Source organism: Actinoplanes italicus (assembly GCF_003001815.1).
GTDB lineage: Bacteria > Actinomycetota > Actinomycetes > Mycobacteriales > Micromonosporaceae > Actinoplanes > Actinoplanes italicus.
This window is the reverse complement of sequence record NZ_PVMZ01000009.1, coordinates 36904-55564: the sequence shown is the minus strand read 5'-3', so window position 1 is coordinate 55564 and position 18661 is coordinate 36904. Positions and strand designations below refer to the sequence as shown.

14 protein-coding genes are annotated in these 18661 nt (G+C 72.0%); 7 read left to right on the top strand and 7 right to left on the bottom strand.

Annotated features, from left to right (window positions below; genetic code table 11):
* Positions 1-39: 39 nt before the first annotated feature.
* From CLV67_RS22345 to CLV67_RS22315, 6 genes are all read right to left on the bottom strand, one after another.
* Positions 40-1032, bottom strand: coding sequence for a Ppx/GppA family phosphatase (locus CLV67_RS22345; RefSeq protein ID WP_239166434.1), 993 nt, complete (start codon positions 1030-1032; stop codon positions 40-42).
* Positions 1029-1697: a response regulator gene (locus tag CLV67_RS22340; RefSeq protein ID WP_106321459.1), complete on the bottom strand. Its 669-nt coding sequence runs from the start codon at positions 1695-1697 to the stop codon at positions 1029-1031. The genes CLV67_RS22345 and CLV67_RS22340 overlap by 4 nt, the downstream gene beginning before the upstream one ends.
* A 49-nt stretch (positions 1698-1746) precedes the next feature.
* The gene (locus CLV67_RS22335) at positions 1747-3006 is read right to left on the bottom strand and encodes an ArsB/NhaD family transporter (protein WP_203737189.1); all 1260 of its coding nucleotides are present in this window, start codon (positions 3004-3006) and stop codon (positions 1747-1749) included.
* Positions 3003-4304 carry a hemolysin family protein gene (locus tag CLV67_RS22330; RefSeq protein WP_106321455.1) on the bottom strand — a complete coding sequence of 434 codons (1302 nt, stop codon included), beginning with the start codon at positions 4302-4304 and terminating at the stop codon, positions 3003-3005. The genes CLV67_RS22335 and CLV67_RS22330 overlap by 4 nt, the downstream gene beginning before the upstream one ends.
* A gap of 497 nt (positions 4305-4801) precedes the next feature.
* Positions 4802-6688, bottom strand: coding sequence for a sensor histidine kinase (locus CLV67_RS22320; protein ID WP_106321453.1), 1887 nt, complete (start codon positions 6686-6688; stop codon positions 4802-4804).
* Positions 6689-6735: 47 nt separating this feature from the next.
* On the bottom strand, positions 6736-7326 hold the full coding sequence (locus CLV67_RS22315; protein ID WP_106321996.1) for a TetR/AcrR family transcriptional regulator: 591 nt from the start codon (positions 7324-7326) through the stop codon (positions 6736-6738).
* Positions 7327-7450: 124 nt separating this feature from the next.
* Here CLV67_RS22315 and CLV67_RS22310 point away from each other — a divergent pair, with 124 nt between their 5' ends.
* Together CLV67_RS22310 and CLV67_RS22305 are read left to right on the top strand one after the other, a co-directional pair.
* A complete protein-coding gene (locus CLV67_RS22310) occupies positions 7451-9007 on the top strand; it encodes a CocE/NonD family hydrolase (RefSeq protein WP_106321451.1) in 1557 nt (518 codons plus the stop codon).
* Positions 9008-9295: 288 nt separating this feature from the next.
* A complete protein-coding gene (locus CLV67_RS22305) occupies positions 9296-10774 on the top strand; it encodes a serine/threonine-protein kinase (protein WP_170153956.1) in 1479 nt (492 codons plus the stop codon).
* A 19-nt stretch (positions 10775-10793) separates the two neighbouring features.
* Here CLV67_RS22305 and CLV67_RS22300 read toward each other — a convergent pair whose 3' ends face one another.
* Positions 10794-12674: a PAS domain S-box protein gene (locus tag CLV67_RS22300; protein WP_239166433.1), complete on the bottom strand. Its 1881-nt coding sequence runs from the start codon at positions 12672-12674 to the stop codon at positions 10794-10796.
* A 99-nt stretch (positions 12675-12773) separates the two neighbouring features.
* Here CLV67_RS22300 and CLV67_RS22295 point away from each other — a divergent pair, with 99 nt between their 5' ends.
* The 5 genes from CLV67_RS22295 to CLV67_RS22275 are packed head-to-tail and all read left to right on the top strand — an operon-like array spanning position 12774 to position 18004.
* Positions 12774-13754, top strand: coding sequence for a 3-oxoacyl-ACP synthase III family protein (locus tag CLV67_RS22295; protein WP_106321445.1), 981 nt, complete (start codon positions 12774-12776; stop codon positions 13752-13754).
* Positions 13751-14488, top strand: coding sequence for a glycosyltransferase family 2 protein (locus CLV67_RS22290; RefSeq protein WP_106321443.1), 738 nt, complete (start codon positions 13751-13753; stop codon positions 14486-14488). Before CLV67_RS22295 ends, CLV67_RS22290 begins: the two co-directional genes overlap by 4 nt.
* Before the next feature lie 8 nt (positions 14489-14496).
* Positions 14497-16017, top strand: coding sequence for a class I adenylate-forming enzyme family protein (locus tag CLV67_RS22285; RefSeq protein ID WP_106321441.1), 1521 nt, complete (start codon positions 14497-14499; stop codon positions 16015-16017).
* Positions 16014-16766: a glycosyltransferase family 2 protein gene (locus tag CLV67_RS22280; protein ID WP_106321439.1), complete on the top strand. Its 753-nt coding sequence runs from the start codon at positions 16014-16016 to the stop codon at positions 16764-16766. Before CLV67_RS22285 ends, CLV67_RS22280 begins: the two co-directional genes overlap by 4 nt.
* On the top strand, positions 16763-18004 hold the full coding sequence (locus tag CLV67_RS22275; RefSeq protein WP_249037960.1) for a cytochrome P450 family protein: 1242 nt from the start codon (positions 16763-16765) through the stop codon (positions 18002-18004). Before CLV67_RS22280 ends, CLV67_RS22275 begins: the two co-directional genes overlap by 4 nt.
* Positions 18005-18661 lie beyond the last annotated feature (657 nt).

The following is an 18661-nucleotide window of genomic DNA, read 5'->3' as shown; positions in this document are numbered from 1 at the left end:
TCCACCATCGGCGCATGTGCGGGCTTGATTAGCAGACGATCAGTCCCAGGGCACCCAGGCGGCGTTGACCAGCGGCGGCTGCCGGGCCTCCAGTTCCCGCAGCAGGATGCCCTCCCGCAGGCCCCACGGGCAGATGATCAGCGACTCGACGCCGAGGCGGCGCATCACCTCGTACGCGACGATGGCGCCGGCCAGGATCTGCCGCGCCCGGTGCGGCGACACCCCGGGCAGCCGGGTCCTCTTCGGGCTGGGCATCACGGCCAGCCGCTTGATCCACGGGCGCAGCGCGGAAGCGCGCAACTCCCGCGGCACGAACGGCCCGAGCCTCAGCGGCGGGGCGCCGGTCAGCCTGGCCAGCTGCTGGAAGGTCTTGGAGGCGGCCACCGACGTGCGCGGAGCCTCCCAGGAGGTGCGGGCGGCGACCTCGGCGAACCGCTCGCGCACGTGCCGGCGCAGCCGCCGGACGGCGCGTGGCGAGGGCGGGTCGCCGTCGGCCAGGAACTCGCGGGTGAGCCGGCCCGCACCGAGTGGCAGCGACATCGCCGACTCGGGCAGCCGGTCCCGGCCGAACGCGACCTCCAGACAGCCGCCGCCGATGTCGACCATCAGCATCGGACCGGCCTGCCAGCCCAGCCAGCGCCGCGCCGCCAGGAACGTGAGGCGGGCGTCCTCGATGCCGGTGAGCGTGCCCAGGCGTACGCCCGTGGCCGACGAGACCGCGGTCAGCACCTCCTCGCGGTTGGGTGCGTCGCGGACCACCGCGGTGGTGTAGGCGAACATCCGGTTCACGCCGGCGAGCCGGGACTCGACGACCGCGCCCCGCACGGAGCCGATCATGCGCTGGAGCGCCGCCGGCCCGATCGTCCCGTCGGCCGGCAGCCGGTGCGCGAGCCGGGGACGCTGCTCCCAGGTGTGCACCGGCAGCGGCAGGCCGGAGTCGGCCTCCGCGATCACCAGGTTGACCGTGTTGGAACCGACGTCGAGCACTCCGAGGCGCATGGGGGGCCGGCTACCCGTCAAGTCAGCGATCATGGGCGGAACCTGTATCCCATCCCCGGTTCGGTCAGCAGATGGCGCGGCCGGGCAGGGTCGGCCTCAAGTTTGCGCCGCAACCGTGCCATGTACTGACGCAGATAGTTGGTCTCGTTCCGGTACTGCGGGCCCCATACATCGTGCAGCAGCTCCCGCTGGGTGATCAGTCTGCCCGGATGACGCAGCAGATGCTCGAGCAACTGCCACTCGGTCGGGGTGAGCCGCACGTCCCCGCTGATCGTGTGCTCCGCCAGGTCGACCTCCAGGTCACCGATCCGGACCACCCGCGCCTCGGGCTCACCCGGCCGGCCGCGCCGGGTGACCGCGCGGATCCGGGCCAGCAGCTCGTCCACCCCGAACGGCTTGGTCACGTAGTCGTCGGCACCCGCGTCCAGCGCGTCCACCTTGTCCGAGCTGCCTGCCCGGCCGGAGAGCACGATGATCGGCACCGACGTCCAGCCGCGCAGGCCGGAGATCACCTCGGCGCCCTCCATGTCCGGGAGGCCGAGGTCCAGCACCACCAGGTCGGGATGGTGGTCGGCGGCCGCGCGCAGGGCCGCCGCGCCGTCCCCCGCGACGTCGACGTCGTACCCGCGGGCCTTGAGGTTGATCCGCAGTGCGCGGACGATCTGCGGATCGTCGTCGACCACCAGGACACGAGTCACACGGGTCCTCCGGGGTCTCGTCGGGGTGGGCGTGCCGGATCTCCGCCGATCATGCCAGGTGGAGCCCCGCCCACAACGCGGTCACACCGGCCAGGAGGCTCAGCGGGACGGTCACGGCGCCGAGCTTCAAGAATTCCGATGTACGCGGCGCCGCGTCCCGCGCGTGCAGGATGCGCCGCCACAGCAGGGTCGCCAGCGAACCCGCGTACGTCAGGTTGGGTCCTACGTTGACACCGATCAGCACCGCCAGCAGCAGTCCCGGCGAGTCGGCGACCGCCGGCAGCAGCACCAGCGTGGCCGGAAGGTTGTTGAGCAGGTTCGCGAGCACCGCGGCCAGGACCGCCGCGCCGAGAAGTCCGAGCAGGTCGGCGTGCTGCGGCAGGAGTGTCTCGATGTGGTCGCCGAGCCCGTTGACCCGGACCGCCAGCACCACGACGCCGAGGGACAGGACGAAGGCACAGAACGCGGGGTCGGCCCGGGCGATCAGCTCACCGGGGCGGATCTCCCGGTTCTTGAGCAGCGGTACGGCCAGCGCGATCGCACCCAGGCCGGCGACCCAGGCGGGCTCGACGCCGAACGGCTGGAGCCCCGCGAACCCGGCCAGAGTGACGGCCAGCACCGCGAGGGCATAGCGGGGAGCCACCGTGGGTCCGTCGGCGGCCGTGTTCCCGAGCCGGGCCAGATCCGTCGCGTCACCGGGCCGGGCCAGATCCGTCGCGAAGAAGAACTGGAAGATCAGGAACTCGACCAGGATGACCGCCAGCCAGGGCGCGGCCATCAGCGCCGCGAACCCGGCGAAGGTCAGCCCGCTCGCCGTGAAGGCGAGCAGGTTGGTGAGATTGGAGACCGGCAGCAGCAGCGACGCCGAGTTGGCCAGGTGGTTGCACGCGTAGGAGTGCGGACGGTGGCCGACACCGGCCCGCGCCGCGACCGCGAAGACCACCGGGGTCAGCAGGACGACGGTGGCGTCCAGGCTGAGCACCGCGGTGGTCACCGCGGCCGCACCGAAGACCGCGCCGAGCAGGCGGCGCGGGCGGCCCCGGCCGGACCGCGCGACGAGCGCGCCGAGGTAGCCGAAGACGCCGTGCCGTTCCGCCGTGAACGCGAGCACCAGGATCGCGGCCAGGAAGGCGACGGTGGGCGCGAGCTCCCGGATCTCGCCGACCGCACCTGCCGGCGTGACCAGGCCGGACGCCACGGCCAGCAGTGCGGCGGGCACCGCGGCCGTGGCTTCCGGGAGTCCGCGTGGACGTACCACCGCGAACCCGAGCACCGCGCCGAGCAGAATCAGCGCGATGATCATGCTCAGACCGCCGCCTCCTCGGTGGCGTGGTCGGGCAGAGGCCGCAGGCGCAGTTTCGTGATCGCCCGGCCGGTGATCTCGACGACCTCGGCGGTGTGCCCGTCGATGGCAACGGTCTCGCCGGTGACGGTCGGGATGTGGCCGAGACGGGCCAGCACCAGACCGGCCACCGTCGTGTAGTCGCCGGCGTCGGTCTCCTCGATGTCGACGCCAATGTCCGGCAGGTCGTGGATCGGGAAGGTGCCGGGCAGCAGCATCGCCCCGTCGTCCTCGTGGATCACCGACTGCACGTCCCGGTCGCTCTCGTCGTAGATCTCGCCGACGACCTCCTCGACCAGGTCCTCCATGGTGACGATGCCGTCGATGGCCCCGCGCTCGTCGACGACCAGGGCGAACTGCTGGCGCTGGCCACGCAGCTGGCGCATGGCGTCGGACACCTTCAGCGTCTCGGGCAGGAACAGCGGGGTGAACATGTGGTCACGGACCAGGCCCTCGGCGGTGATCAGGTCACGCAGGTGCACGACACCGAGCACGTCGTCCAGGCCCATCGGGCCGGTCACCGGGGCGCGCGAGTGGCCGCCCTCGACGAGCCGGGCCAGCGCCTCGGGGGCGGGCAGGTCGGCCGGGAGGATCAGCACGTCACGGCGCGGGATGAGGATCTCGCGCAGGATCCGGTCGGCGATCTCGAAGGCGCCGCTGATGATGGTGCGCTGCTCGGCGGTGAAGTCCTGCTGCTGGGCGACCATGTCGCGGATCTCCTCGGTGCTCACCTCCTCACGACCGGCGTCCGGGTCACCGCCGGTCAGGCGCACAACCAGGTCGGTGGACTTGCCGAGCAGCCAGACGACCGGGCGCGACAGGGTGGCCAGCACGTCGAGCGGGCGGGCGACCAGCATGGCCCAGCCCTCGGCCCGCTGCATGGCGATGCGCTTGGGCGCCAGCTCGCCGACGACCAGGGTGAAGAAGGTCAGGACGAGGGTGACGAGGAAGATGGAGACCGGTCTCGCGGCGTCGCCGAGGAAGCCGAGAGGTTCGATCAGCGGCTGTGCCAGTGACACCGCCGCGGCAGCCGAGGCGAGGAAGCCCGCCAGGGTGATGCCGATCTGAATGGTTGCGAGGAACCGGTTGGGGTCCCGCGCCAGCTTGGCGAGGGTCCTTCCGGTGCGGGACTGCCGCTCGAGACGCTGCAACTGGCTCTCCCGCAGCGAGATGAGAGCCATCTCGCTTCCCGAGAACGCCGCGTTGAGCAGCACCAGCACCACGACCAGGACAACTTGCCAGCCGTATCCGCCCACGGCGGACATCAACTCCTTCACTAAGAGACGAAGGTCCCAGGCTACCCAGGCTTGCTGAGAGATTGCCCAGGACGACACCGCCGCAAGCGTGACGCGAGTCGGAGATCACATCTCCCGGATTCCACGCTGCCCGGTAATTGACGAGAACAATTCCGGAAACCGTAATTGACACCGGATGGGGCCGGCTCTCGGACGGTTTTACCGAGATCGAGAGCAGGGCCGGTGGCGCGGCGATCGACTACATCCGCGGAAGCCTTTTCGAACCGTCGGAAGATGCGTCCGGTGCCGACCGCAGCACCGGGCCCGGAAAACGATCTCGGCGATTTCCTCGATCTTTTCGTCCGGCGCGCGGCGCTCGTCAACCCGCCAGGCCCAGCACCCGAGGCCGAGACGGTCACGCGGGGCCGGCGCGAGGGCTGGACGGTCGTGTTCGGAGACCGTCGTGTTCCCACCACGAGCAGCCGCCCGGTTCAGCCGCTCGCCTGGTTCAGGCCGCGTCAGCTGGTTCAGGCCGCCTCGGCGTCGAGGACGAAGACCGATCCGCCGGAGGGGTTCGGCTCGTGCCGTACCTCACCGTGGTTGGCCTGAGCCAGGGCCTGGACGATGTAGAGACCCAGGCCGGTGCCGCGCACCCGGCCGGAGTCACGTTCGGCACGGGTGAGCCGGTCGAACAGGCGCGGCCGGAACTCCTCCGGCACGCCGGGCCCCCGGTCCTCGACCCGCAGCCGCACCCGGCCGCCACCGGCGTCGACGATGCGGATCGCGGTCGCGCCGCCGGCGTACCTGCCGGCGTTGGAGAGCAGGTTGACCATGATCTGCTGAAGGTGGCTCGGGTTGAAGCAGACCGTGACGTCCGGGCCGGTCACCGGCACGCCGGCATTGCCGGTGCTCTCCAGCGCCTTGGCGATCTCCGCCCGCAGCCGCACCTCACCGCGGACCGCCGACAGGTCGCCGGCGTCGATGCTGACCATGGACAGCACCTCGCGGACGATCTCGTCGAGGCGCTGGGCCTGCCGGCTGATCACGGCGATCGGCCCGGCCGCCGAGTGGTCCTCGCCGAGTTCGTCGGCGAGCAGGTCGGTGTAGCCGAGGATGGCCGACAACGGGTTGCTGATCTCGTGCCCGAGCATCCCGATGATGTCGAGTTTCAGGTGGTTCGCGACCTCGAGGGCGGTGTTGCGCTCGGCCAGGGCGGCGGCCGCCTGGTCGCGGGCATGTTCGGCGATCCGGCGCTGCGAGATGTCGGTGGCCACCACGATCAGGTGCTTGGGCCGGTCCTGGGAGTCCCGCACCAGCGAGACCGTGGCCTCGGCATCCACCCAGTGACCGTCGGCGTGCCGCAACCGGATCTCGTGCGTGTAGGAGGTGGCCTCACCGGCATAGAGCCCGGCGACCTGGTGCTGGCCGTAGGCCATGTCGTCGGGATGCACCAGGTCGGCGTCCACCACCCGTCCGACCAGGTCCTCCGACCGGCGGCCGAGCATGCCGGCGAACGCCTTGTTCACCGCGATCAGCGAACCGTCCAGGGCGCGGATCAGCTGCCCCACCGCGGAATGCGTGAACTGGGCCCGGAATCGCTGCTCGTTGAGGGTGAGGGCCTGCTCGGCGGCGCGGGCCGCGGTCACGTCGGTGTTGATCTCCAGCACCTCGGGCTCGCCTCCGGAGGGATGCACGGGCGCGTAGACGACCTGCCGGCAGAGCACGGTGACGAACCTGCCGGTCGCGGTGAGGCGCCGCATCTGGCCTTCCCAGTGCCCGTCGCGCTCCAGGGCGGCCCGCTGTTCCGCGACCGAGCCGCCGTCCTCGAAGGTGGTGTTGCACAGCCGGTGCGTACGCCGTCCGCGGGCCGCGTCGGCGGACCAGCCGTAGAGGCGCTGGGCGCCACTGTTCCACCACAGGATGGTGCCGTCGAGACGGTGGACGATCACCGCGGCCGGGATCAGTTCGAGCAGGGCGGCCTGCTGATGGAGACGGGCTTCGGCCGCCCGGCGCTCGGAGATGTCGCGCAGGAACGCGTAGAACTGCCGTTCGGTGCCGACCCAGGACGGCCAGATCGTGAACTCGAGCTCGACCCGGCGGCCGTCGCGGTGCAGGGCGGGCAGCGTGATCGGCCGTCCGATCACCTTGGCCCCGCCGGTGCTGAGGAACCGGGACATCCCGGCCTCGTGCGCCTCCCGCAGCTCGGACGGGATCAGCGTCTCGGCGAGCGGGCGGCCGACGATCTCGTCGGCGGCCCAGCCGAGCAGACCGGCCGCGGAGTCGTTCCAGGTCCGGATGACGCCGTCGGCGTCGATCGCGACGAACCCGGTCGGCCCGGTCGAGATGACCTGCCGCAGCAACTCCAGCTCCGCACGCTCGGACGCGTCGAGTTGATCGATCTCGGGACTCCGCACCGCGACACCACCCTGTCACTCAACGACCTGGGTGCTGATCGGCAGAGTCAGGGACCATCTGAGACGAGGCCCGGATCCGGCTGGAACACGCCCTCCAGCACGAGATCGACGGAACGGTCGGCGGCGGCGCGGGCGGCCTCCACGTCCCCGGTCGCCTCGGCGACGCCCTGAACCATCGTGAACAGCAGGGACAGGTCCTCGGGAACCAGGTCGGCGCGGACGTACCCGTGGTCGCGGGCGGCCCGCATCGGCCCGGCGAAGGCGGCGATCACCCGCTGCCGGTAGCGCTCCTGCAGCGCGTTGTCGAAGCGGCGCACCAGCTTGACCAGACCGCGCAGCTCGATCTGGGAGTGCAGGGTCTCGCGCAGCAGGTCACGAAAGCCGGCCGGGTGCCCGGCGTGGGCGGCCACCCGGGTCTCCAGGAGATCCAGCTGGTAGCCGAGCACCGCGGTGGTGAGGGCGTGCCGATCGGCGAAATGGCGGTAGAGGGTGGCCTGCCCGATGCCGGCGCGGCGGGCGATCTCGGGCATCAGCGCGACGGCACCGTCCTCGGCCAGCACCTCGCTGGCGGCTTCCAGGATGGCCGCGCGGTTGCGTTGGGCGTCACGTCGACGCGCTGCCGGGGTTCCGTAAAGCACCTGCACCCCCTTGCTACCGACGAGTTACGTTACTCGCTGGTAACGAGAATGTCACCATCTTCAAATTCTCGGAACCGCTTCCTACGCTGCCGCCACGTTCGCTCACCTCCATCGAGGAGTGTTGATGGCGCTTCGCCGTCTGTTCACAATGTTCACCGTCGCCGTCCTGGTGGCGGTCACACTCACGACCTCGCCGGCCCGGGCCGCCGCCGGCACGACCGGGTTCAAGGCCGTCGAGATCACGGGTGACGGCGGAGTCGCCCTCAAGGCCAACGTCATCGCGCCCGCAGCGAGCGGGCGGCACCCGGCCGTGATCCTCCCGTCGAGCTGGGGACTCAACGATCTGGAATACCTCGCCCAGGCCAAGATCCTCGCCGGGCGCGGGTACGTCGTGGTCTCGTACACGCCGCGCGGCTGGTGGCTGTCCGGCGGGCAGATCGACACCGCCGGCCCGAAGGACATGGCCGACCTGAGCAAGGTCGTGGACTGGACCATCGCGAACACGGCCACCGACCCGGCACGGATCGGGGCGGCCGGCATCTCGTACGGCGCCGGCATCAGCCTGCTCGGCTCGGCGTTCGACAGCCGGATCCGCGTGGTGGGTGTGCTCAGTGGCTGGACCGACCTGGTCTACTCGCTCTACGCCGACCAGACCCGGCACCGCCAGTCGGCCGGCCTGCTCGAACTCGCCGCGCAGATCGTCGGCAAGCCGAGCGCCGAGCTGACCGGCAACATGGCCGACTTCAACTCCGGCACCGACGTGGCCGGGGTGATGGCCTGGGCGAAGGTACGCTCGGCCGCCACCTACCTCGACCGGATCAACGCGAACAACCCCGCCGTGCTGATCGCCAACGGCTGGGGCGACACGTTCTTCCCGCCGAACCAGCTGGTCGACTTCTACGGGAAGCTGACCACCCCGAAGCGCCTCGAACTGCGCCCCGGCGATCACGCGATCGCCGAGCTGACCGGTGTGCTCGGCCTGCCCAACGAGGTGTGGACGAGCCTCTACTCCTGGTTGGACACCCATCTCGCCGGCGGTACGACCTCCGCGAACCCGATCTACCTCAAACCGCTGAACGCCTCCGCCGAGTCGTATCCGGCCTGGTCGGCACAGTCCTCGTCGACCACCCGGTACGGGCTGGGCCGGATCAGGGCCCTGGACGGCACCGGACTGCTCGGCGGCTCCGTCAGCAGCGGCTGGACCAAGACCCTGCCCGCCGACCGGGACACCGTCGCGAGCGGCGGAGTCGTACTGATCACCAACGGCGCCGCGGCGATCACCGGCGAACAGCCGAAGATCTGGCTGCCGTTCGTGGACCGCGGCCGGGCCGGAGTCTGGGCCGCCGAACGGCCGTCCTCGGTCCAGCGGATCCGCGGCATCCCGAAGGCGCACCTGGAACTGACCGGCACCGAGCCGACCGGCACCGTCGTCGCCTACCTCTACGACCTGGACGCGATCGGCAACGCCAAGCTCATCACTCACGCCCCGGTGAGCTGGCTCAGCGGCTCCGGCAGCCGCGGCGTCGACCTGAAATTCCCGGCCACCGCCTACGACCTGCCGGCCGGCCACTCCCTCACCCTCGTCGTGGACACGGTCGACCCGCTCTACTACGACGAGAACGCCTCCGGCGACTCCATCACCATCACGGGCGGCTCCTACGTGGACGTCCCGCTCCGCTGACACGAACCGCCACGGGAACGGGTCACCGGCGACGCCGGTGACCCGTTCCCGTCTGCGATGACACCGTTCGGAACGGTGCGGTTGGCCCGCTTCGCCCTTAGACCCGGATCGTGGGGAAACTGCGGCGCGTCGCGCGCTGCGTCGCGGAAGCGACAGTCTCGGGGCTGGTCACAGTGGATAGTCACATGCACGCTGAGAGTGACAACGGCACTGCGCGGTAGTGCGCTCAGGGTAATGTCTACTGTGGATCTGAGCAGCGTGAACAGCTTCAAAACACGGGGTGACGGCATGGCCGCGGTAGGAGAGGTCGTCGGGGGGCGCTATCGGCTTGTCCGGCCGCTCGTCTCCGGTCGGACGAGCCGGGTCTGGCTGGCTTCCGACGAGGAGGCGGGCGACAGCGAGACCCGTCCGGGCTGGGTGGTGGTCAAGCACTGCGTCATTCCGCAGGGGCTGACCCGCGGCCAGCATGAGCTGATCCGCGACTGGGTGCTGCCGGAGGCGGTCGCCGCCGCGCGGGTGCGCCACCCCAACGTAATCCGCGCTCTGGACGTCCTGCCCGCGTGGGACGGGCCGTGGCTGGTCATGGAATATCTGCCCTCCCGTTCGCTGCAGCAGCTGATCGCGGAGTCCGGCTCGCTGCCCCCGGCCCGGGTGGCCCGCATCGGGCTGGACCTGCTGGCGGCGCTGGCGGGCGCCGGCCGGGCCGGGGTGCTGCACCTCGACGTCAAACCGGGCAACGTGCTGATCGCCGCGGACGGCCGGTCGGTGCTCACCGACTTCAGCCCGACGGTCACGCCGAACGGGATCCGCACCCTGGCCGACGCCGGCATCATCCTCGGCTCGCCGAAGTACATCGCCCCGGAACGGATCTTCGACCACGTCACCGACGGGCGGTCCGACCTCTGGTCACTCGGTGCGACGCTCTATCACGCCGTCGAGGGCCGGCCGCCATTCCAGCGGGCCACCACGGCCGAGGTGCTGCGTGCGGTCGGTGAGGCGAAGCCGGAGGCGCCGCGACGGTCCGGCCCGCTGACTCCGGTGCTGGCCGGGCTCCTGCGCCGCGATCCCGCGGACCGCATGACCGCGGCCGAGGCGGAGGCGGCTCTGCGGGGCATCGTCGACGCGGTTCGCCGGCCACGGTCGGCGGCTCTGCGCCGGATCCCGTCGATCGCCGCGGCGGCCGCGGTCGCCACGACGCTCACCATGGTCGCGGCAACGGCGGAGGGCGAGACCCGCGCGGGTACGTCCTACGCGTCGCCGTCCACGGCGGCGTCCGCCTCACCGGCCGGTAAACCCAAGGACACCACGCTGCCGACCGGTGGGATCAAGGACACCGCGCTGCCGACCGGCTTCACCTGGTGGACCGAGCCGGGCGGGTACCGCGTGGCAGTGCCGGTCGGCTGGCGCCGGGACGTGTCCACCGGAGGCCTGACGTTCCGGGCCGGACGTGACCGGGCGATGCTCGCGATCACCCCGCTGCCCGGGGCGCCGGACGACGTGGTGGCCGCCCTGCAGGAGGCGGAGCTGGAGGCCGGTTTCGACGACTACAAGCGCCTGCGGATCGAGGCGCTGCCGGAGCGGTCGGCCGTGTGGGAGTTCACGTTCAAAGACTCCGACGGCACCGCCATGCGCGGGCTGCGCCGGGTGACCAGCAGCGGCGGCCGCTCCTACGTGATCGAGTGGCGCGCCGCCCGCGACGCCTGGGCCGCCCAGCTGACCCGGTTCACCGTCGTCCTCGCCTCGTTCGGCCCACGCCCCGGCGCATGACCCCGGGCCCGCCGGCTGCTCAGCGGGACGCTTGTTCCGTACCGATGAATGATGGGACGACCTCGGCGATCTTGTGCAGGAGGTCATGGGCGGTGAAGGGCTTCTCGAGGAACGCGATGTCACCGTCGAGGACGTGGGTGGTGCCGAGCAGGCCGTTGCTGTAGCCGGACATGTAGAGGACCGGCAGGCCGGGCGCGGTCCGGTGGATCAGTTCGGCGAGGCGGCGGCCGGACATCTCCGGCATGATCACGTCGGTCAGCAGGGCGTCGCAGCCGTGCTGGCGGAAGAGGGTGAGCGCCTGCGGGCCGCCGGTGGCGGTCAGGACGTGGTATCCGGCTCCGGCGAGGATGCGGGTCACCACCCGGGCCAGCGCCGGCTCGTCCTCGACGACCAGGATCGTCTGGCCGGAGCCCGACGGCGGCTCGTCCTGGCGTAGCACCGCGGGGATGTTCCCGCCGCCGGTCGTGGCGATCGGCAGGTAGATGCGGAACGTGGTGCCGACACCGACCTCGGAGTAGACGTTGATGCTGCCACCAGCCTCGGCGACGATGCCGTAGACCGTCGACAGGCCCAGTCCGGTTCCCTTGCCGCGCGGTTTCGTGGTGTAGAAGGGCTCGAAGATGTGCGCGGCCACGTCCGCGGTCATGCCCTCGCCGGTGTCGCTGACCAGCAGGCGGGCATAGGTTCCGGCCGGCAGTGGCGGCTGCATGTCGAGTTCGCCGCCGTCGAGGGCCGCGACGTTCGTCTCCAGGACCAGGGTGCCGCCGTCGGGCATCGCGTCGCGGGCGTTGATCGCCAGGTTGAGCAGCACCTGCTGGAGCTGGCCGGGGTCGGCGTGCACCACGATCGGTTCGGCGGACGGGACGGCCAGCAGGTTGATGTGCTCGCCGATGGTCCGGCCGAGCATCGCGTGCACCTCGGCGATCGCCGCGTTGAGGTCGACGTCCTGCGGCTGGATGGTGTCGCCGCGGGTGAAGGTCAGCAGCTGCCGGGTCAGGTTGATCGCCCGGTCCGCGGCGCTGCGCACGTGCGTGAGGTCGGTCGCCAGGGCGTCGTTCCCGGCCGCCTCCTCGAGCGCGAAGTCGGTGTAGTTCGCGATGATCGCCAGGATGTTGTTGAAGTCGTGCGCCACGCCACCGGCGAGCTTGCCGAGACTCTCCATCCGCTGGGCCTGCTGGGTGCGTTCCTCGATGGCCCGCTGCCGCTCGGCGGCCTCCTTGATGGCGGTGATGTCGCGGGCGACCGCCGAGATCCCGGTCGGCCGCCCGGACAGGTCACGGATCGCCGCCACGCTCAGGGAGGTCTCGACGGGGGTGCCGTCCTTGCGGAACCGCCGTGCCTCGTACGAGACGCCGCGCTCCCCCTCCTTGATGCGCTGCATGATGGCGCGCTGCTCCTCGGCCCCGAAGTCGTCGCTCAGCACGGTGACCGGCCGGCCGACTATCTCCGCCGCGGGCCAGCCGAACAGACGTTCTGCTCCGCCGTTCCAGGCGGTGACGATACCGTCCAGGCTGACCCCGATGATCGCGTCGTCGGTGTACTGGACCACCGCCTCGAGGGTGGCCCGCTGCGTCTCGGCCTCGTCGAGCAGCCGCTGCCGCTGCGGGTCGGTGTACATCGCGCCCATCAGGGTCCGGTTGCGTCTGCGGACCGTCCAGTAGTAGACGCCGACCGCTCCCGTGACGACGTTCCAGCAGGCCAGCGCCCAGACCCAGCCAATCGCGACGGAGTGTTCGGCGCGGTCCAGATTGCCGAAGGCGAGATACGCGTGCAGCCCGTGCCCCACCGCCGCGGTGAGGAAGATGAGGGCTGTCGCGACCGCGAGCCGGTTGCTGCGCAACTGCCCGGCGCGGGCGACCGGCACTGTGATCGCCACCATGATCGCCGCGTAAGCGATCATGGTGCCCAGGTTTCCCAGCAGAAAAAGCTGTTCCGGCACGGTCGTCATATCGGAAACTGGGCCGTCATGCTGAGAGGCCGGGATAGGTGTGGGGGGATAGTGCGGGTCGGAATCACCGGGGTCGGAACCCATCTGCCGGAGTGCGAGGTCACCACGACCGAGCTGCAGGACCGGATCGGAAAGCTGCCCCGCGGTCTGCTCGCCCGTCTCACCGGCATCGAGCGGCGGCGGATCGCGGCCGCCGACGAGTACGCGTCGACGCTGGGCCTGCACGCGGCCCGTGCGGCGCTGACCAGCGCCGAACTCGATCCCGGCGACGTGGACCTGCTGCTGTTCGCGTCGGCGAGCCGGGACATGGTCGAGCCGGCCACCGCGCACATCCTCCAGGACTCGCTCGGCAGCCGGGCGCACGCGCTCGACGTCACCAACGCCTGCAACAGCTTCGTCAACGGGATCGACCTGGCCCGGTCGATGATCCTGGCCGGGCGGGCACGGCGGGCGCTGGTGGTGACCGGGGAGACACCGAGCCGGGTGATGAAACCGCGGGTCACCGGGATGGCCGAGGCGCGGCAGGCGTTCGCCGGGTACACGTTCGGCGACGCCGGAGCGGCCGTGGTCGTCGAACCGGTGGAGCGGGGCGGCATCCTCGACATCGACACCGAGACGTACTCCGAGCACTGGACGGTCGGCGGGATCCCGGGCGGCGGGTCCCGGCATCCGCGCGGCGACGAGTACAGCTACTTCACCGGGGACGGGCACCGGCTGCGCGGCGTGTTCGAGACGATCGGGCCGAGCATCCTGGATCGGGTGCGCGTCCGGACCGGGTTCGAGTTCACCGATTACGCGCGGATCCTCGTGCACCAGGTGACCCTGCCGTATCTGGAGCGGTTCATCGAGGTCACCGGGGTGCCGAAGGACCGTCTCGAGGTGACGGTGACCTCGCTCGGCAACATGGCGAGCGCCACTCTGGGCGTACAGCTGCATCGGGCTTTTCCGTATCTCTCGCCCGGTGACCGAGTGCTCTTCATCGGCCTCGGGGGCGGCGTCAGCATGATGACCATGGTGTGGGAGCACTCGTGACCGACCTGTGGGTGATCGTGCCCGCCTACAACGAGGCGAGCCGGATCAGCGCCACCCTGCACGCGCTGGCCGCGCAGACCGACACGGACTTCACCCTGCTCGTCGTCGACAACGGCTCGACCGACACGACGGTGACCGCGGCCGAGGCGTTCCGGGCGTGCGCGCCGTTCCCGATGCACGTGCTCGTCGAGCCGGAGAAGGGTGTCGGCTGCGCGGTCGACACCGGGTTCCGGCACGCCATCGCGGCCGGCGCCACCCTGCTGGCCCGCACCGACGCCGACTGTCTGCCCCGGCCCGGCTGGGTGGCGGCGGCCCGCGCGGCGCTGACCGGCGGCGCCGACATGGTGTGCGGCCGGATCACCGCCCGCCACGACGAGCACGGACCGGCCGGACGGGCAGTGTTCGGGCTGCTCGTGGCACTCGCGGCGGGTTTCGGACGGATCCGGCCGGCCCATCGCGGCAGCGGATTCCGGGCGCCCTACCGGATGCACGCCGGCAACAACATGGCGATCACGGCACGGTTGTACGAGGCGTGCGGCGGGATGCCGCGGCGGCCCTCCCCGACCGATCGCCTTTTTCTCAATCGCGTACGGCAGACGACCTCATCGATCGTGCGGAGCCGGTCGATGGTGGTGGAGAACTCGACCCGGCGGCTGCGCGCGTACGGGGTGCTGCGGACCGCCCGCTGGTACCTCGACCGTGGCAGCGGGCCCCTGACCCCCGACCCGCGATAGGGGAACCCTTGCTCGACGAGCTGAGCTCCGGTCTGCGCACCGGCGACGACACCCCGGCGCTGCTGCGCGGCCGGCGGACCATCACGCGCGGCGATCTCGCCGATCTCCGCGACCGGTACGCCACAGCCCTGCACGCCCGTGGCCTGACCACCGGGGACACCCTCGGCCTGGCCATCCGCCCCGGTCCGCGGGCGCTGGCCATGGTGCTCGCCGCGTACCGGCTGGGCGTCCGGGTCGCCCTGCTCGACCCGACCGCGGGCCCGGACGTGCTCACCGCCCGGTTGTCGCTGGCCCGGCCCGCGCTGATCGTCGCCGACGCGGCCGCCCAGGCGGTCGCCGGATGGGCGGCGCCGCTGGCCCGCCGGGCCGGGCTCGCCCTGCCCGACTTCGCGGCGCTGGGGCCCACCGCCACGGTCGGCCCGCGCCTGCCCGGCAACGCACCCCCCCTGGCGCTGCCGCCGGGGCCGCTGCCGGCGGCGTACGACGGCGACGGCGACGCGGTGATCATCTTCACCTCGGGGACGACCAGCAGCCCGCGCGCCGTGGTGCACACCCGCGCCGGCCTCGCGACCGGCCTGCGGGCGGTCGCCGACCTGGTCCGGCCGGTCCCCGGCGTGCCGGTGCTCGGTGGCACGTTCTTCGTGATGGTGCCGTCGCTGGCCGCCGGCGCCCCGGTCGCCGCACCGGCCGGCCGGCCGCGTGCGCTCGCCCGGCAGGTCACCGGGCTGCGGCCGCAGGCCACCTACCTCACTCCCCCGCAGCTGCGGACCGCCCTCGACGCCGGGACGCCGTTCACCGGCCGCGTCTACAGCGGTTCCGCGCCGGTCTCGGCACACCTGCTCCAACGCGTACGCGCCGCCGGCGCCGACGAGGCGTGGGGCGTCTACGCACTCACCGAGGTCTTCCCGGCCGCGGCCGCCGAATCCCGGGAGAAGAGCGGCTTCGACGGCGACGGCGACCTGGTCGGCAGCCTGCTCCCGGGAGTGCGCGGCCGCCTCGACGACACCGGCCAGCTGCTGCTCGCCGGAGCCGGCGTGTGCGACCGCTATCTCGGCGCGGACCCGCACGAATGGGTCGCCACCGGCGACATCGCGCACCTCGAAGGCGACCGGGTCGTCCTGGCCGGGCGCGCCAAGGACATGATCCTGCGAAAGGCGGAGAACATCTATCCCGGGCTGTACGAGCCATCGCTGCACGTGCCCGGCGTCTCCCTCGCCGTGCTGGTCGGGGTGCCGGCCGGCGACGGTGACGAGCACGTCGTCGCGCTGATCGAGACCACTCCCGACGCTAGCCGGCAGCGGGTCGAGGCCGCACTCCGCGAACCGCTGCAGCGGATGGGCTCGGCCCGCCCCGACCGGGTCGTGTTCGCCGAGGTCCCGCTCGCCGGTCGCTCCCGCAAACCCGACCGGGCCGCGGCGGCGTCCCTCGTCACGGCCTCGTCCGGCATTCCGCGCCGCTCCTCCGGCGTCCCCCGTCGCCCCTCCGGCAATCCCCGGCCCTCCGGAATCCCCCACCAGAGGAAGCCGTGATCGCTGTCGTCGTGCCCGCCTACAACGAGGCGGCGTCGATCGGGGCCACCCTGGAGGCGCTCGCGCGGCAGACCGATCACGGGTTCCGGCTGGTCGTCGTCGACAACGCGTCCACCGACGACACGGCCGGGGTCGTCCGCCGGTTCGCGGCCACAGCGCCGTTCCCGGTCGAGATCGTCACCGAGGACGAGCCGGGAGCCGGTACCGCGGCCGACACCGGGTTCCGGCACGCCATCGCGACCGGGGCCACACTGCTCGCCCGTACCGACGCCGACTGCCTGCCGGCGCCCGACTGGGTGGCGACGCTTCGGACGTACATCGGAAACGGTTTCGAACTCGTCTGTGGCCGCAGTGTGCCGCGCCGGGACGAGCGCCCGAGCTGGGCCGAACGCCACGTCTTCCCCGCCGCCGTCCGGCTCGCCGCACTGTACGGCCGCTACCGGAAATCGCATCGCACACCCGAGTTCCGGACCCCGTACGTGCTGGTCCACGGGCACAACCTGGCCCTGACAGCCGACCTGTACCAGCGATGCGGCGGCACCGCGCGGGAGGCCCTCGAGGACGGATCCGAGGACGTCACGCTGCTCAACCGGGCCCGCCGCGAGACCGACCGGATCGCCCGCGCCGAGGACCTGGTCGTCGAGGCCAGCCTGCGCCGGCTGCGTGCGTGGGGCGCCCGGCGCACCCTGCTCTGGTACTGGGACCGTCGCTGGCGTCCGCCCACCTCGCTCCAGGTCCACGTCCGATGAGGGCACGCCGTCGCGACCGGCGGGTCTATCTGCGCAGCCACCCGGTGCTGTTCGCCCTGCTCGCGGCCACCCGTCGCCGTCCGGCGTTCCGGGTCGGCGGGACCGTTCTGGCCCACTCGCGGGCTGCGTTCGTGGACGGGCTGACCCGGGTGCCGCTGGACCGTACCGCCGAGGGCACCACCGGCGGCGCCGCCGGCCGGCTGACCGGCGGTGGCCTGCTGTTCGACCAGGAGGGCGACGCCCACCGCGGCACCCGCCGGGGGCTGGCCGAATCGCTCGGCGCGGACGGCGTCACCCGGCTCCGGCCGATCTGGCTCGAGGTCCTCGACCGTCGTCTCGCACCGCTCGCCGCCGGCCGGCCGGTCGACCTGGTCGACGTGGCCGCGGAACTCTCCGGCGCCACCGCGGCCGCGCTCCTCGGACTCGACGTCGACGCCCGGACGCTGGCCGCCGCCGCCCGCGAGGCCGCCTCGGCAGGAGCGCGTGAGCACCTGCCCGGACTGCCGCTGCCCGGCGCCCGGCGCGCCGCTCAGCGCGCCGCGGCACACCTGAACTCGCTGCTCGGCGACGGGGACGGGGACGGGCTGGCCGCCATGCTCGCGGTGGCCGCGATCAACACGACGGTCGCCGGGTTGCCGCGCGCCGCGGCCTGGTGTGCCGACGCGGACCTCTGGGCGTACGCGGAAACCGACCTCGAAGCGTTGACCAGCGAACTTCTCCGCGTCACGGCACCGACACCGCTGCTTCCGCGGGTGGCCGCCGCGTCGGGTTCCCTCGCCGGGCGGGCGGTCCGCCGCGGCGACCGGCTCATCCTGGTGGCCCGGCACGCCGTCGACGGTCACCGCCGTGACCCGTCACCCGCGGAACCCGCTCCGCCCCAGGTGGCGCAGCTCGTGTTCGGGGCCGGGCCGCACGCCTGCCCGGGCGCTCGGCTGGCTCGCCTGCAGCTTGCTGACGCCTTGGTGGCGCTGGCCGCCTATCGGCCGGTCGTGCGGTCGGCGCGGGTGGATCGGCGAAGCGCCCTGCCGGGCTGGGCCCTCCTTACCGTCACCCCCACCCGCCCTCCACCGCCCCACCCGCCCCACCCGCCCCACCGGCACCGCCCGCCCCGCCCGCCCCGCCCGTCCCGCCCGCCCCTTCTCGCCGATCTTGTGAGGTTGTGGTCGCCCGGACGGCCGAACTCACCAAGATCGGACCGTCGGCGCGACTGCCCGCCGCCCCCCGCGCAGATCTTGTGACGTTGCGCCGCCAGAGCAACCACTTCCACACAAGATCTCCCCCACAGCCACCACCGCCACCGCCACCGCCACCACAGCCACCGCCACAGCCACCGCCACCGCCACTGCCACAGCCACCACCGCCACAGCCACCGCCACCACTGCCACTTCCACCACCGCCACAGCCACCGCCACCACCCGCAGCACCACCCACCGCAGCCCGTCGCCGATCTTGTGACATTGCGCCCTCTCAGCGACCACCACCGCACAAGATCTGCCTGACGGCAGCGTTCCGGTGGGTGTCCGCCTTCCGGCGGATTCTTGTCGGGTTGTGGCTGATCGAATGGCGCAACATCCCAAGATCGCCGATCGGCGCCCGCCTCGCGGCGACATTTGCCTTCCGACGACGCCCGCCTCGCTAGCAACGCTCGTCTCACGGCGACGTTCGCCTCCCGGCACCCGTCTCACGGCGGCCTCTCGGCGACGCCCGCCTCAAGGCGACATTTGCCTTCCGGCTGCGCCCGCCTCACTAGCAACGCTCGTCTCACGGCGACGTTCGCCTCCCGGCGGCACCCCGTCTCACGGCGGCCTCTCGGCGACGCCCACCTCAAGGTGACATTTGCCTTCCGGCGGCGCCCGCCTCAAGGCGACATTTGCCTTCCGGCGACGCCCGCCTCG